This window comes from Lentzea sp. HUAS12, from assembly GCF_024125735.1.
GTDB lineage: Bacteria > Actinomycetota > Actinomycetes > Mycobacteriales > Pseudonocardiaceae > Lentzea > Lentzea albida.
In genome coordinates, this window is record NZ_CP099738.1 from 6,875,798 (window position 1) to 6,889,261 (window position 13,464).

At 69.4% G+C, this 13,464-nt stretch carries 10 protein-coding genes; 5 read left to right on the top strand and 5 right to left on the bottom strand.

Going from position 1 to position 13,464, the window contains the following annotated elements; translation table 11 throughout:
- Positions 1-52 precede the first annotated feature (52 nt).
- Positions 53-625, top strand: a complete 573-nt coding sequence (locus tag ND450_RS31695; RefSeq protein ID WP_253322075.1) for an MmpS family transport accessory protein — start codon at positions 53-55, stop codon at positions 623-625.
- A 58-nt stretch (positions 626-683) separates the two neighbouring features.
- Here ND450_RS31695 and ND450_RS31700 read toward each other — a convergent pair whose 3' ends face one another.
- The 3 genes from ND450_RS31700 to ND450_RS31710 all read right to left on the bottom strand — a co-directional run bounded on the left by ND450_RS31700 (position 684) and on the right by ND450_RS31710 (position 4,964).
- On the bottom strand, positions 684-2,588 hold the full coding sequence (locus tag ND450_RS31700; protein WP_256557322.1) for a glycosyltransferase: 1,905 nt from the start codon (positions 2,586-2,588) through the stop codon (positions 684-686).
- 170 nt (positions 2,589-2,758) lie between these two features.
- Complete coding sequence (gene glf, locus ND450_RS31705) at positions 2,759-3,943, bottom strand: UDP-galactopyranose mutase (RefSeq protein WP_253322076.1); 1,185 nt, start codon at positions 3,941-3,943, stop codon at positions 2,759-2,761.
- A 115-nt stretch (positions 3,944-4,058) separates the two neighbouring features.
- Positions 4,059-4,964, bottom strand: coding sequence for an LLM class flavin-dependent oxidoreductase (locus tag ND450_RS31710; protein ID WP_089907787.1), 906 nt, complete (start codon positions 4,962-4,964; stop codon positions 4,059-4,061).
- 67 nt (positions 4,965-5,031) lie between these two features.
- Between ND450_RS31710 and ND450_RS31715 the strand changes: the two genes are divergently transcribed.
- Complete coding sequence (locus ND450_RS31715) at positions 5,032-5,835, top strand: HAD family hydrolase (RefSeq protein WP_253322077.1); 804 nt, start codon at positions 5,032-5,034, stop codon at positions 5,833-5,835.
- 233 nt (positions 5,836-6,068) lie between these two features.
- On the opposite strand, the gene ND450_RS31720 is transcribed toward ND450_RS31715, so the two are convergent.
- Entirely contained in the window at positions 6,069-7,082 is a 1,014-nt protein-coding gene (locus tag ND450_RS31720; protein WP_253322078.1) for a lysylphosphatidylglycerol synthase transmembrane domain-containing protein, read from the bottom strand.
- Positions 7,083-7,307: 225 nt separating this feature from the next.
- Here ND450_RS31720 and ND450_RS31725 point away from each other — a divergent pair, with 225 nt between their 5' ends.
- Complete coding sequence (locus tag ND450_RS31725) at positions 7,308-8,405, top strand: DegT/DnrJ/EryC1/StrS aminotransferase family protein (RefSeq protein WP_089907779.1); 1,098 nt, start codon at positions 7,308-7,310, stop codon at positions 8,403-8,405.
- Positions 8,402-9,373, top strand: coding sequence for a Gfo/Idh/MocA family protein (locus ND450_RS31730; RefSeq protein WP_256557323.1), 972 nt, complete (start codon positions 8,402-8,404; stop codon positions 9,371-9,373). The genes ND450_RS31725 and ND450_RS31730 overlap by 4 nt, the downstream gene beginning before the upstream one ends.
- Before the next feature lie 53 nt (positions 9,374-9,426).
- Here the strand turns inward: ND450_RS31730 and ND450_RS31735 are convergent, their stop codons facing one another.
- On the bottom strand, positions 9,427-11,628 hold the full coding sequence (locus ND450_RS31735) for an alpha-N-acetylglucosaminidase (RefSeq protein WP_253328053.1): 2,202 nt from the start codon (positions 11,626-11,628) through the stop codon (positions 9,427-9,429).
- A 225-nt stretch (positions 11,629-11,853) separates the two neighbouring features.
- Between ND450_RS31735 and ND450_RS31740 the strand changes: the two genes are divergently transcribed.
- Positions 11,854-13,455: a hypothetical protein gene (locus ND450_RS31740; RefSeq protein WP_253322079.1), complete on the top strand. Its 1,602-nt coding sequence runs from the start codon at positions 11,854-11,856 to the stop codon at positions 13,453-13,455.
- Positions 13,456-13,464: the final 9 nt, after the last annotated feature.

The window sequence follows — 13,464 nt, forward strand, 5'->3', positions numbered from 1 at the left end:
TCAACAGGTCGCGCAGTCCGGCCACTGATCCACCCGTCGGGAGTTCTTCGCCATGTCGTACCCTCAGCCGCCACAGGGGCCCCAGCAGCCGTACCAGCAGCAATACCCGCAGCCGATGCCCCCTGGTCAGCCGCAGTACTTCGCGCCGCCCCCGCCGCAGAAAAAGGCCAAGAAATGGCCGTGGGTAATCGGCGCGATCTTCTTGCTGATCATCATCAGCAGTGTCGCCAACGGCGGTAAGTCCCCGGAGCCGACCACCAGCGCGGGCACCGGCACGACAGAGGTCGAGGCACCCGCGGCCGTTCAGAAGCCCGCACCGGCGGCCAAGAAGACCGTGGTCTACGAGGTCGGCGGCGCCGGCACGGCGAACAACATCACCTACACCACCGACGGCATGACCTCGATCCAGCAGGAGGGCGACGTCAAGCTGCCCTGGTCGAAGACGATCGAACTGCCGACCGGCGAGGCACTGCAGATGGTGTCGGTCATGGCTCAGGCGGGCAAGGGCACCCCGGAGATCACCGTGAAGATCACCGTGGACGGCAAGGTCGTCAAGGAGGGCAAGTCCTCCGGCCAGTACGCCGTCGTCAACGTCAACGAGAACATCGGCACGCTTGGCAAGTAGCCCCCGCACGAGAAAGGGCCCCCGGAACTCCGGGGGCCCTTCAGCTACGACCAGCAGATCAGCTGTTGGCCTCGAACACCTTGCGCCACGACTCGACCGAGGTCAGCTCGGGCAGCGCGTCGCGGTACACCTTCTGCATCCGCGGCCACTCGGCCGAGAGGCGGCGGTAGTTGCGCACCGCGCGCTTCATCAGCTGGCGGAACTCCTTCGGGTCGCGCTTGCGGAACGCGACGCCGCTGCCGTCGGCGTTGGAGACCGTGGCGCTGTCCAGGTTGCCCAGGAGGAACCAGCGGGCGTTGGTCGCCGGCACGTTGATCTGCGGGCGCTCGGCCGTGGCGGCCTGGGGCTCGCGCAGGTTGTGCATGAGGGCCTTGGCGGCCTCGGAGGCGATGGTGACCGGGTTCGTGGGCGGCGTCAGCATCTGCTCGGCGCGCACCATGTCGAACGTCGGGGCCGGGAACTCGCGCGCCGACGGGAGGACCTGGGCGTCCGAGTAGTCCTTGCGGAGCTCGCGGATCTCCGGGAGGGCCGTGCGCAGCGAGTCGAACAGCTTCGACGGGCCGGCCAGGAAGTCCTCGATCGCCTTCTGCTGCACGGCGACCGTGGAGTACTCCATCGACAGCAGGTGCCGCAGCGACAGCTTCAGGCCCTGCTTGAGCAGGGTGGAGCGGACGTCGTACGGGCTGTGCAGCGCCGCGAGGACGAGGCGGTTGCGGGTGTGGAAGTACGCCTGCCAGTCGGTGGCGTCGTTCTTGTCCGTCCACGGCATGTGCCACACGGCGGAACCGGGCAGCGAGACCGTCGGGTAGCCGCGCTCGAGGGCGCGCAGCGAGTACTCCGCGTCGTCCCACTTGATGAACAGCGGCAGCGGGTAGCCGGTGCGCTGCACGACCTCGCGCGGGAACAGGCACATCCACCAGCCGTTGTAGGTGGCGTCGATGCGGGCGTGCAGTTCCTCGGTCTCGCGCAGCGACTCGGTGCCGAAGTCGTGGTCGGTGACCGCGCCGGGCGCCGCGCGCCAGTAGCAGGTGCCGAGGTCGACGACCTCGCCCATGCTGTGCAGGCGGGCGCGGGCCTGGAGGTTCAGCATGTGCGAACCGACGATGACCGGCTGGGCGGAGGCCCGCGCGAACGCGTTGGAGCGCAGGACGGCGTCCGGCTCCAGGCGGATGTCGTCGTCCATCAGCATGATCTGGTCGGCGTCGGTGTGCTCGATCGCCTCGTACAGACCGCGGGTGAAGCCGCCGGAGCCACCGAGGTTGTCCTGCTCGATGATCTCCAGCTTGTCGCCGAGCGCCTTGACGGCCTCGGCGTAGCCCTCGGTGTCGCGGACCTTGACGGCGCCCTGGTCGGCGACGAAGACCTTCTTCAGGACGGCCAGCACGGCCGGGTCCTCACCGAGCGCGCGCAGTGCGATGACCGCGTCGACCGGGCGCATCGTCGTCATGCCGATGGCGACGGTCTGCGCCGGGAGCTCCTGCTCCGTCGTCCAGGCCGCCTCTTCGATCTCGATCGTGGTGTCGTCGGTGAAGACGTCGAACCAGATCCAGCCGCCGTCCTCGAACGGCTTGAGCGACACCTTGATGGCGACGTCGGAGTACGACTTCGGGCTGCGCACGACGTGGCCGTCGAGGTGCACGATGTCGCCGTTGGGCTTGGAGCGGTAGACGTCGATGCGACCGGCACCGCGCACGCGCAGGCGCAGCACGACGTCCTCGACGATGGTCCAGCGCTTCCAGTAGCTCGCGGGGAAGGCGTTGAAGTACGACGCGAACGACACCTTCGCCGAGGTCGGCACCGTCACCGCGCGGCGGCCCGACACGTGGCTGTGCACGCTCGCCGGCTCGTCGAGGTAGAGCGGACGCACGTCCAGCGGGTCCTCGTCGCGCGGCATGATCACCCGCTGCAGGACCTGAGTCGAGCTGATCTTGGTAGCGCTTGGTGTTTTGGCCTGCTCGGTCACGTGCTTCCTCCGGCGAACCGAATTCGGGCGGTTCGGGTCAGCTTCATGGATGGCTATCGCCACGTAGAGTCGCGGCGCGGCGCGTCAGGCGCCAATAGTACTCACTGTGGAATGACGATCGCCCGGCCGCACAGGTTGTACGGCCGGGCGAAAATGCGACTAAACCGACATCAGTCGAGGTCGCCGTTGATCGGCGTGCCCTCGTTCAGGTGCGGCGCGATCTTGTTGTCGAACGCGCTCAGCGCGGCGCCGATCGCCATGTGCATGTCGAGGTACTTGTAGGTGCCCAGACGGCCGCCGAACAGCACGTTCTTCTCGGCCGCTTCCTTCTTCGCCAGCACGCGGTACCGCTCGAGCTTCTCGCGGTCCTCGGCCGTGTTGATCGGGTAGTACGGCTCGTCGTCCTTCTCCGCGGCGCGGGAGAACTCGCGGACGATGACCGTCTTGTCCTTCGGGTAGTCCCGCTCCGGGTGGAAGTGGCGGAACTCGTGGATGCGGGTGTACGGGACGTCCGCGTCGTTGTAGTTCATGACCGGCGTGCCCTGGAAGTCGCCCGTCTGCACGACCTCCTGCTCGAAGTCGAGCGTGCGCCAGCCGAGCCAGCCCTCGGAGTAGTCGAAGTAGCGGTCGACCGGACCGGTGTAGACGATCGGCGTGCCCGCCGGGATCTCGTCCTTCACGTCGAAGAAGTCCGTGTCGAGGCGGACCTCGATGTTCTCGTGCTCCGCCATCTTCTCGAGCCACGCGGTGTAGCCGTCGACCGGCAGGCCCTCGTAGGTGTCGTTGAAGTAGCGGTTGTCGAAGTTGTAGCGGACCGGGAGGCGGCTGATGACCGCGGCCGGCAGCTCCTTCGGGTCGGTCTGCCACTGCTTCGCGGTGTAGTCGCGGATGAACGCCTCGTACAGGGGACGGCCGACCAGCGAGATCGCCTTCTCCTCGAGGTTCGTCACGTCCTTGCTGTCGATCTCGGACGCCTGCTCGGCGACCCACGCGCGAGCCTCGTCCGGGGACAGGTACTTGCCGACGAACTGGGTGATCAGGCCCAGGCCCATGGGGAACTGGTACGCCGTGCCGTTGTGCATCGCGAACACGCGGTGCTGGTAGCCGGTGAACTCGGTGAACTGGTTGCAGTACTCCCAGACCCTCTTGTTCGAGGTGTGGAAGAGGTGTGCGCCGTAGCGGTGCACCTCGATCCCTGTCTCGGGCTCAGCTTCCGAGTACGCGTTGCCACCGATGTGGGAACGACGTTCCAGAACGAGCACCCGCTTGTTCAACTGGGAGGCGGTGCGCTCGGCAACGGTCAGTCCGTAGAAACCGGACCCGACGACGATGAGGTCAAAACCAGCGAAGCTCACGAATGGGCAGGGTACCTGTGCCGCACGACACGCCCTAAACGCCCCCTCTACGAATCGTAGAGCCTTGATCAGGTAAAACGCGGGCGACAGGCCGAAGGGATCGCGAGCACGCCGGTCAGCCCCTGGCCTCGAACTCCGCGAGACCGGGCAGCACGTCCCCGGCCACCTGTTCCAGCACGGTCTCGTGGCCGAAGTAGACGCCCTCGCTGCGCGGCCAGTGGACGATCAGGTCCGTGAACCCGAGCTCGCGCGCCCGCCCGGCCGCGTCCTGGAACGCCTCGACGCTCGACAGCGAGTAGACCGGCGCCGAGTCGAGGTTGAGGTAGCGGTCGATCGTGCCCCGCGCGCGGTTGATCGACGCGAGCTCGTCGTCGAACCGCCTGGTCACCCGCGCGACCCCGCGCCACCAGTCCTCGTAGCCGGGGTTCTCGAGCCTGCGCGAGCCGGTGGTGATCCAGCCGGTGCCGTAGCGGACCGCGACGTTCATCGCCTTCGGTCCGTCGGCGGCCACGACGAACGGCACCCGCGGCCGCTGGACGCAGCCGGGGTGGCCGCGGGCCTCCTCCGCGGCGAAGTGCTCGCCCTTCCACGTGGTCCTGTCCCTGGTCAGCAGCAGGTCGAGCAGCTCGACGAACTCGCTGAACCGCTGCGCGCGCTGCCCGCCCGTGAGCTCCTGCCCGCCGATCGCGGTCGTGTCGTACGAGCCCGTGCCGCCCGAGCCGAGGCCCAGGTTGAGCCGGCCGTCGGACAGGTCGTCGAGCGTGAGGACCTCGCGGGCGAACGGCACCGGATGGCGGAAGACGGGGGACGCCACGAGGGTGCCGAGCCGGAGCCTCGACGTCACCGCGGCGGCCGCTGTGAGGGTCGGCACGGCCGAGAACCACGGACCGTCGACGAGCGTGCGCCAGCCGAGGTGGTCGTACGTCCACGCGTGGGAGAAGCCGAGCTCCTCGGCCGCTCTCCACTTGGGTTCCGCCACCCACCACCGGTACTCGGGCAGGATCACCACGCCTACTCGCACCCGGCGACCCTAGCGACGTGGTCCGCCAGTCGACGAATCCACTTCCGGCATCGGCGAGGATGGATTCGTGGAGAAACCAGCGCTGGTGGCATCGGACGTGGACGGCACGATCCTCGGGACGAACGAGCGGGTGAGCGGGCACACGGCACGCGTCGTGGGCAGGGTCTTGGCGGACGGAACCCCGTTCGTGCTGGTCAGCGGCCGCCCGCCGCGCTGGGTCCCGCGCATCGCGAACGACCTCGGCGCCACCGGGTACGCGGTCTGCGCGAACGGCGCGGTGCTCTACGACGTCGGCGCGGACCGCGTGATCTGGCAGCGCGGGATCAGTCCGATCCGGCTGCACGACCTGGTCAGCGCCCTCGACACGGCGCTCCCGGAGTGCGCGGTGGCCGCGGAACGGGTGGGCGAACGGGCGGCGGACGTCGAGACGTTCGTCGCGGAGGAGCGGTACAAGCACGCCTGGCCGGACAGCCACGACGTCGCCTCGCGGGCGGAGGTGCTCGGGCACGCGGCGATCAAGCTGCTGGTCAGGCACACGGGCATGACCAGTGCCGAGATGGCGGCGGCCGCGACGGCGGTGCTGGGTGACGAGTTCGCCATCACCTACTCGACCAACGCCGGGCTGATCGAGGTGTCCGAACGGGACGTGACCAAGGCGAGCGGCCTGGCCGACGTGGCGGAACGGCTCGGGGTGGCCGCCGGGAACGTGATCGCGTTCGGGGACATGCCGAACGACATCCCCATGCTGCGGTGGGTCGGCCACGGCGTCGCGATGGCCAACGCGCACCCCGAGCTGCTGGAGGTGGCCGACGAGGTCACCGGCACGAACGACCAGGACGGCGTCGCCCAGGTGCTGGAGCGCTGGTTCTAGTGGTGTGGCGCAGAAGGTTGCCGGGGGAATTCGCGGTCAGACGGGTGCATCGTGGTGCCGCCCCCACGTCCTCGTACTGGTAGTACGGGGGCGTGGGGGCGGTGCCGCGAGGCGCCCTGCTGAGTGTGGATTACCTCGCCGACCTTCTGGGACGCACCACTAGACCCCTCGGAAACGACGACAGCCGCCCCCGAGCGTTCTCGGAGGCGGCTGTTCTGAACGGGAGGCGGCCGTCAGTCCTCGGCCGGGACCGGCGCCGGGACGCCGCGGCGCTTCTGCACGTACGCGAGGAGCGCCGCCGCACCGGCCGCGACCAGGTCGGCGACGGTGAACATCAGACGCGATACCAGCGCCAGCGCGATGGCCTGCGGAAGGGGCAGCACGGTCGCGATCGTGGCGGTGATGACCAGCTCGCGGGCGCCGAGGCCGGACGGCAGGAAGAACGCGAGCAGACCCGCGGTCATCGACAGCGCCATCGCGCCGGCGGACAGCACGAGCGTGTCGAGGCGCGGCGAGCCCAGCGAGTCGACCAGCAGCCACAGGTGCACGCCGTAGCAGAGGTAGATCGCGACGGCCGCGCCCAGCGCCTTGAGGATCTTGCCCGCGGTGAACTGCGTTTCGAGGGGGCGCTTGCGCAGCACCTTCAGCACGAGGTTGACCGACCACGTGAGCAGGCGCGGGTGCAGGAACGGCAGGCCGACGGCCAGCAGGAGGAACAGCCACAGCAGCTGGTTCGACTCCGGGCGCCCGCCCAGCATGACGGGCAGCGCGGCGAGGCCCGCGATCAGCGAGGCGAGCACGCCCATGCCGGTCGCGACCAGGCCCGCGGTGAAGCTCCGCGCGCGGTTGACGCCCGCCTCGCGGGCGAGCTCCATGGAGAGCAGGACGGCCCAGACGGCGCCGGGGATGTACTTGCCCAGCTGGCCGACCAGGTAGAACTTCGACGCGTCCATGAAGCGGACGGGAGCGCCCAGGTCGGACAGCACGATCTTCCAGACCAGCGGGCCGAGGAAGATGCCGGCGAAGACCGCCACGAGCGACAGCGCGAGCGACGGCCACGGCAGCGCGATCAGCGTGGGGTAGACCTCGTCCCACTGGGAGTAGACCGAGTAGACGGCGGCGGCCAGCACGGCGACGATCAGCACCCGCTTCGCCCAGGCGATGACGACCGCCTTGCGCGTCTTGGCCGAAGCCGGAGGGTCGACCTGCCGTGCGTCGGTATCAGCCACGTCGGGCTCGACGGTCATCGGTTCTCCGCTTCCTGCTTCGCTCCCCAGCGGCGGGCCGGGCACGGCGGGCTGGGCGTCCATGAGGGTCGTAACTTCTGTGTTTCGGATCCACTACGGACCCTGAGAAGGATCACTCCACCAGGCAGGTAGCCTGTGGTCCGCGCCTGGTCTGCACCTGGCAGTAACACCGGGGTAACTGTACCGGACGCATCCAACCGTCTCCGGAAGTGGAAAGTCTGCTGCATGATTCCGATTACCGTCGTCGACGTCCAGGACGCCGAGCCGCTCGTGCTGGAAGTGCTCCGCTCCGGTGTCATCGCACAGGGACCGATGGTCAAGCGGTTCGAGGACGCTTTCGCCTCCGTTGCCGGTGTGCCGCACGCGGTCGCCGTCAACAACGGCACGACCGCGCTGGTCGCGTCCATCCAGGCGCTCGACCTGCAGCCGGGTGATGAGGTCATCACCACGCCGTTCACCTTCGTGGCCACGTTGAACGCCATCCTGGAGGCGGGCGCGACCGCCAGGTTCGCGGACATCGACTCGGTCGACTTCAACATCGACCCGGAGAAGGTCTCCGCCGCGGTCACCGACCGCACCAAGGTCCTCATGCCGGTCCACCTGTACGGCCAGATGGCCGACATGGGCCGCCTCGTCCCGCTGGCGCAGCAGCACGGCCTGACGATCGTCGAGGACTCGGCGCAGGCGGTCGGCGCGACGTACGAGGGCAAGCCCGCCGGTTCGTTCGGCATCGGCTGCTTCTCGCTGTACGCCACCAAGAACATCACCACCGCCGAGGGCGGCGTCATCACGACGTCGGACGACGCGCTGGCGGACAAGCTGCGCGTCATGCGCAACCAGGGCATGCGCGCCCGCTACCAGTACGAGATGGCGGGCCACAACTACCGCCTCACGGACCTGCACGCGGCGCTGGGCATCCCGCAGCTCGAGAAGCTGCAGCAGCTCACCGACGCGCGCCGGCGCAACGCCGAGGCGCTGTCCAAGGGCCTCGACGGCGTGACGGGCCTGACGGTCCCCGCCGTGCTGCCGGGCCGCGAGCACGTGTGGCACCAGTACACGATCCTGGTCGGCGACGACGCCCCGGTGACCCGCGACGAGCTCGCGGCGAAGCTCACCGAGAAGGGCATCGGCAACGGCACCTACTACCCGAAGCTCGTGTTCGACTACGACTGCTACCGGGACAACCCCCAGGTCATCGCCTCCGACGTGCCGGTCGCGAAGAAGGTCGCCGAGCAGGCGCTCTCGCTGCCCGTGCACCCGAAGCTGACCGACGCCGAGCTCGAGACCATCGTCTCGTCCGTCCGGGAGGTGTTCGGCGCGTGACCGCCCGTCCCAAGGTCGCCCTCGTCGGCGCCGGCACCATGGGCTCGCTGCACGCCCGCGTGCTGTCGCAGTCCGACCGCGTCGACTTCAAGTTCGTCGTGGAGCACAACGCCCAGACCGGTCAGGCCATCGCCGACCGCTTCGGCATCGACTACACCGACTCGCTGGACGGGTTGAAGGACGTCGACGCCGTCGTCATCGCGGCCGCCACCGAGGCGCACTACGCGATCGCGAAGCAGGCGCTGGAGCTCGGCAAGCCGCTGCTGATCGAGAAGCCGCTGGCCGCCACGTACGAGCAGTCCCAGGAGCTCGTCGCGGAGTCGGAGAAGCGCGGCCTGCCGCTCGTCTGCGGCTTCCTCGAGCGCTTCAACCCGGCGATCCTCACCGCGAAGCAGTTCGTGGGCGAGGTCGTGCAGATCAACGCGATGCGGCACTCGCCGTTCGTGCCGCGGATCAAGACCGGTGTCGCGGGCGACCTGCTCATCCACGACGTCGACCTCGCGATCCGCTTCGTCGGCAACGCGCCGGCCGCGGTCAAGGGCTCCTTCGGCTTCTTCCACAAGCAGTCGCAGGACAACCAGTCCGAGGACTCGGCCGACGCCACCATGTCGTTCGAGAGCGGTGCCCTCGCCACGATCTCGGCGTCGCGGATCAGCCAGCGCAAGGTGCGGCAGATCTCGGTGCTGGAGATCGACCGCCTGATCGAGATCGACCTGCTCCGCCGGGACATCACGATCTACAAGCACGTGGCGGACTCGCCCGCGGCGGACGGCGTCGGCTACCAGTCGCAGACCGTCATCGAGCTGCCGACGATCCTGCAGAGCGCCGAGCCGCTGGCCGCGCAGCTGAACCACTTCCTGAACCTGCTCGAGCTGGGCGCGGGTTCGGACGAGGTACTGGCCGAGCGCAACGCGATCCTCCCGGCGCACAAGGTCGTGCACGAGGCCACGGCGTCGGCTCTCGCCTGACCCCGTCGTGCCCGGAAGGGCCACCTGCCTCGCGGCAGGTGGCCCCTTTCCCGTCAGAGGCCGAGCTCCTCGGCGATCCGCGCCGCCACCTCGTATGTCGACCCGACGGGTTCGGTGGCGTACTCGGTCGTCTGCGACGTGAACTCGCGCCCGACCGCGCACCAGTCGATGGTGGGCGGCTTCCCGGCCCCGACGGTGCCGGCGAGCTCGGCGAAGTAGCGCTGCCACCGGGACAGGTAGTAGCCGCCGACCAGGCCCTCCCAGTCGCGGTTGGCGTAGTCGCGCAGCACCCCGCACGCCGGTTCCGACCAGATGGTGATGATGCCGCGCGCGTCGCGTTCCAGCACGGCCTTCTCGGCGTCGGTGCTGCCCCAGGCCCTCGCCGAGCTCAGCCACGTGCCGAGCAGCCAGTCGCGCTGGGTGCCGAGCAGCTCGTCGGTGCGCGTCATGTACGCCAGGAACTCGTCGGTCGTGGTGTCCAGCGCGGCGAGGTCCTTGGCGTCGTACGCCTCGGCGATCTCGGTGAGCTTGGCGCGGCCGCGGTCGGCGAGCACCTGCCGTGCCACGTCGACCAGGTCGTACTTGTAGGTCTCCAGCTGCCGGACCGACGTGGGTGCCTTCAGCAGCTGCCGCAGGGCGGGCTCGAACTCCTCGGCCGAGTAGCGGGGCACCTTCGGGCCCCAGTTGGACGCCGAGGTCATCTTGAGCGACGGCAGCGCGACGAACGGGCTCTCGTGCGGGCCCTCGCCGCTCTCGTGGTTGGTGGCGCGGAACGAGTACGCGGTCTTGAGCAGCGTCTTCCACGCCTCGCGCAGGTTGGGGTCATCGACGCCGTAGCGGCGCTTCGCGTAGGCGGTGACCCACGAGTCCAGGTCGACCGGGTCCTCGCGCCACGTCATCTCGCCGAACAGGTCCTGCACCACCGGGTTCAGGTGGGTGCCCTCCAGGACCATCGCGGTGCCGACGAGGTCGCCGCGCACGGCCGGACCGGCCTTGCGGACCTCCGGCAGCGTCCGGCCCGGCTCGTACAGGTTGCCGAACGTCCCCAGCCTGCCCCCGAAGTTCTGGATCGTCCCCCACGCCCACGGCGCGCCCCAGAACTCGTCCTTGCGCTTCCACCCCGGGCCGTCGTCGGCGTCGAGGTCGAGCACCAGCACCCGCCTGCGGTCGATCGCCTCGATCAGCTCGCGCATCGGGTTGTCCTGCCACGCCTGGAGCACCCAGGTCGAGTCGGGGTGTGCGGCGGTCAGGGCGTCCTGCACGGCGCGGCCCGCGTCGCCGAGGTCGACGCCTCCCAGCTCACCGCCCTCGTGGAGCAGGTCGTTCGAGTAGTGCGTGGTGTCGCCGAAGCGGGCGCTCTGCACCTCGTAGAACCTGGCCGCGACCTTGCCGTACAGGGCGTCGGTGGGGTCGAGCCAGAGCGGCCTCGGGTGGCCCGAGTAACCGCCCTGCGGGATCACGTGCGCGTCCGGGTTGCGCTCGGCGAACACCTTGTCTGGCACGTGGCCGGAGAAGGCGGGGAACACCGGCGAGATGCCGAGGCTGCGCATCCGGTCGGCGATCCGCCTGCCCAGTTCGGCACGGCGTTCGACCAGCTCCCGGCTCACCGGGCCCGCGTGCACACCGCCGCTGGGGTCGTAGCCGCTCGTCGAGCCGTACCACTGCCACGGCTGCAGCGACGGCTGCGCGATCCACGCCCGCACCTCGGACTCGGACAGCCCGAACGACTGGAAGGTGTCGTACCAGACGGCTTCCTGGCCGACGAGCACGAGCGCGCGGTTCACCCCGCTCACCGCGAGGTAGTCGATCTCGCGTTCCCACTCGGTCCACGTCCAGTAGGGCGTGGTGTAGCCGAAGACCGTGAAGTTGTAGGCGTACCGGTCGGTGAGCGTGGTGCGCCTGTTGATGGGCTTCGAGGGCGCGGGCACCGTCTCCGGCAACGCGATCCGGTCGCCGTTGGTCGACAGGTGCCCGCCCGCGACGTACTTCAGCCACCACCCGAACCCGGAGAGCAGCGAGACGTCGCTCGAACCGGACAGCACCACGCGCCCGTCCTCGCCGCCGATGCCGAACGAGTCGGCGACGCCCGGCCGCGGCGGCAGGCGCTGGAGCTCGAACTGCGCGGCGCGCCGTTCGTCACCGCCGAGCAGGCGGGTGATCGCGGCACGGACCGCCGGCGAGTCCGTCGGCTCCTGGTCGGGAGACCTGCCCGAGGACGTGATCACCACCAGGGCAGCCAGCAGCACCACGACCATGACCACGCCGAGAATCCAGCGTGGCCCACCCCGACCGATGTCCACGATCATCCCATCGCCCACACCCGTTGGTGTATTACGCAAGACTGCGAATTGCCGGCTTTTCCGTTTCGCTGCGATCGTCTGCAAATGCGCTGCACGTCCCCTTGCAGGAGTTCTGGAGGCGCAGGCACGAGTCTTCGCGTCATCGCTTCTTCCGACAACGAAATCCTGGGGGACAGGACGATGGGCAAGAGAATCGCCGCACACGTCACAGCGGCACTGGCGGCGCTGCTGGTCAGCACGGGGACGGCGGCCGGCGCGCCGAGCGACCTGTCACCGGCGCAGGTGATGGCCGAGTTCCCGGCGTTGCCCTGCGTCGCGGGCGGCCCGACGGCCGAGGACGCCGCACAGGCCGCCGCGCTCAACGGCCTGCTGACCGCGAAGATGCGCGGCCACATGACGGCGTACAACACCTCGTGCGCCCGAGTCGTCGTCCAGACGACCATGAACCGGGGCCTCCCCCTGCGCGCCGCCACGATCGCGCTGGCCACCACGATCGTCGAGACCTCCAACGCCAACCTCGACGGTGGCGACCGGGACTCGGTCGGCCTGTGCCAGCAGCGTCCCAGCATGGGCTGGGGCACCAGGGAGCAGTGCCTCGACCCGGTCTACGCGACCAACAAGTTCCTCGACTACATGGTCACGAACGTGGCCGGCTGGCAGACCAGGCCGGTCGGCGACGTGGCGCAGGCGGTGCAGCGCTCCGCGTTCCCCGACCGCTACGAGGTGCAGGCGAACGACGCCGCGATCATCGCGGAGGCGGTGGTGCGCACGAACGAGGCCGCCTCGGTGGTGGTCGAACCCAGCGGTGCGATGCAGGTCTTCAACCGCGACCGCAACAGCGGCCTGCTCGCCACGAACTGGCAGACCGGCCCCGGTCAGAACTGGGCGGGCTGGCACACCCCGATGAACGTCCCGATGTCCGGCACGCCCTCGGCGTTGCTCGACCACCGGGAGCAGATGATCACGTTCTCCCGCCGCGAGGACGGGCATCTCGTCCAGATGGCGCAGGACGGCCCCGACGGCGAGATCAAGACGTGGTGGGACCTCGGCGGCGAGTTCGCCGGGGACCCGGTCGCGGTCAAGCAGCCCAACGGCAACAAGGTCGTGTTCCTCCGCGGCACGGACGGCAGGCTCTGGCACAAGTGGCAGAACACCCCGGACGGCGAGTTCCAGCCGTCCGCGCTCGTGCACCCCGACCTGGGCGTCGTCACCGGCAAGCCGTCCGTCCTCGTCGACGAGAACAACCTGCTCACCGCGTTCACCGTCCGCGCGGACGGCCACCTGGTCATGGCCGCCCAGCCCAGCAAGACCGACGCGTGGGTGCAGTGGGACCTCGGTGGTGACTTCGCGGGCGACCCGGCCGCGGTCCGCACCGCGGACGGCGAGTTCGTCGTCTTCGTCCGCGGCACCGACGGCAGGCTCTGGGTGAAGTGGCAGAACGAGAAGGGCGGCACCTTCCCCGCCTCCGCCCTCGTCAACACCGGCTTCGGCCAGGTCACCGGCGCGCCCGCGGCCGTGATCAACCCCGACGGCCTCGTCCAGGTCTTCGCCCGCCGCACCGACGGGCACCTCGCGACCGCCTGGCAGAGCAGCACCAGCGGCGGCGTCTACCAGGGCTTCGACGACATCGGCGGCACCCTCTCCAGCGACCCGTCCGTCGGCATGACGGCCGGTGGCGCCAAGGCGGTCTTCGCCCGGTTCGCCGACGGCTCGATCATGACCACCTGGCAGGCGAACCCCGGCGCCCCGTTCAACCGCACGTGGTCCTACCTGCTCAGCTGACCCGGGAAA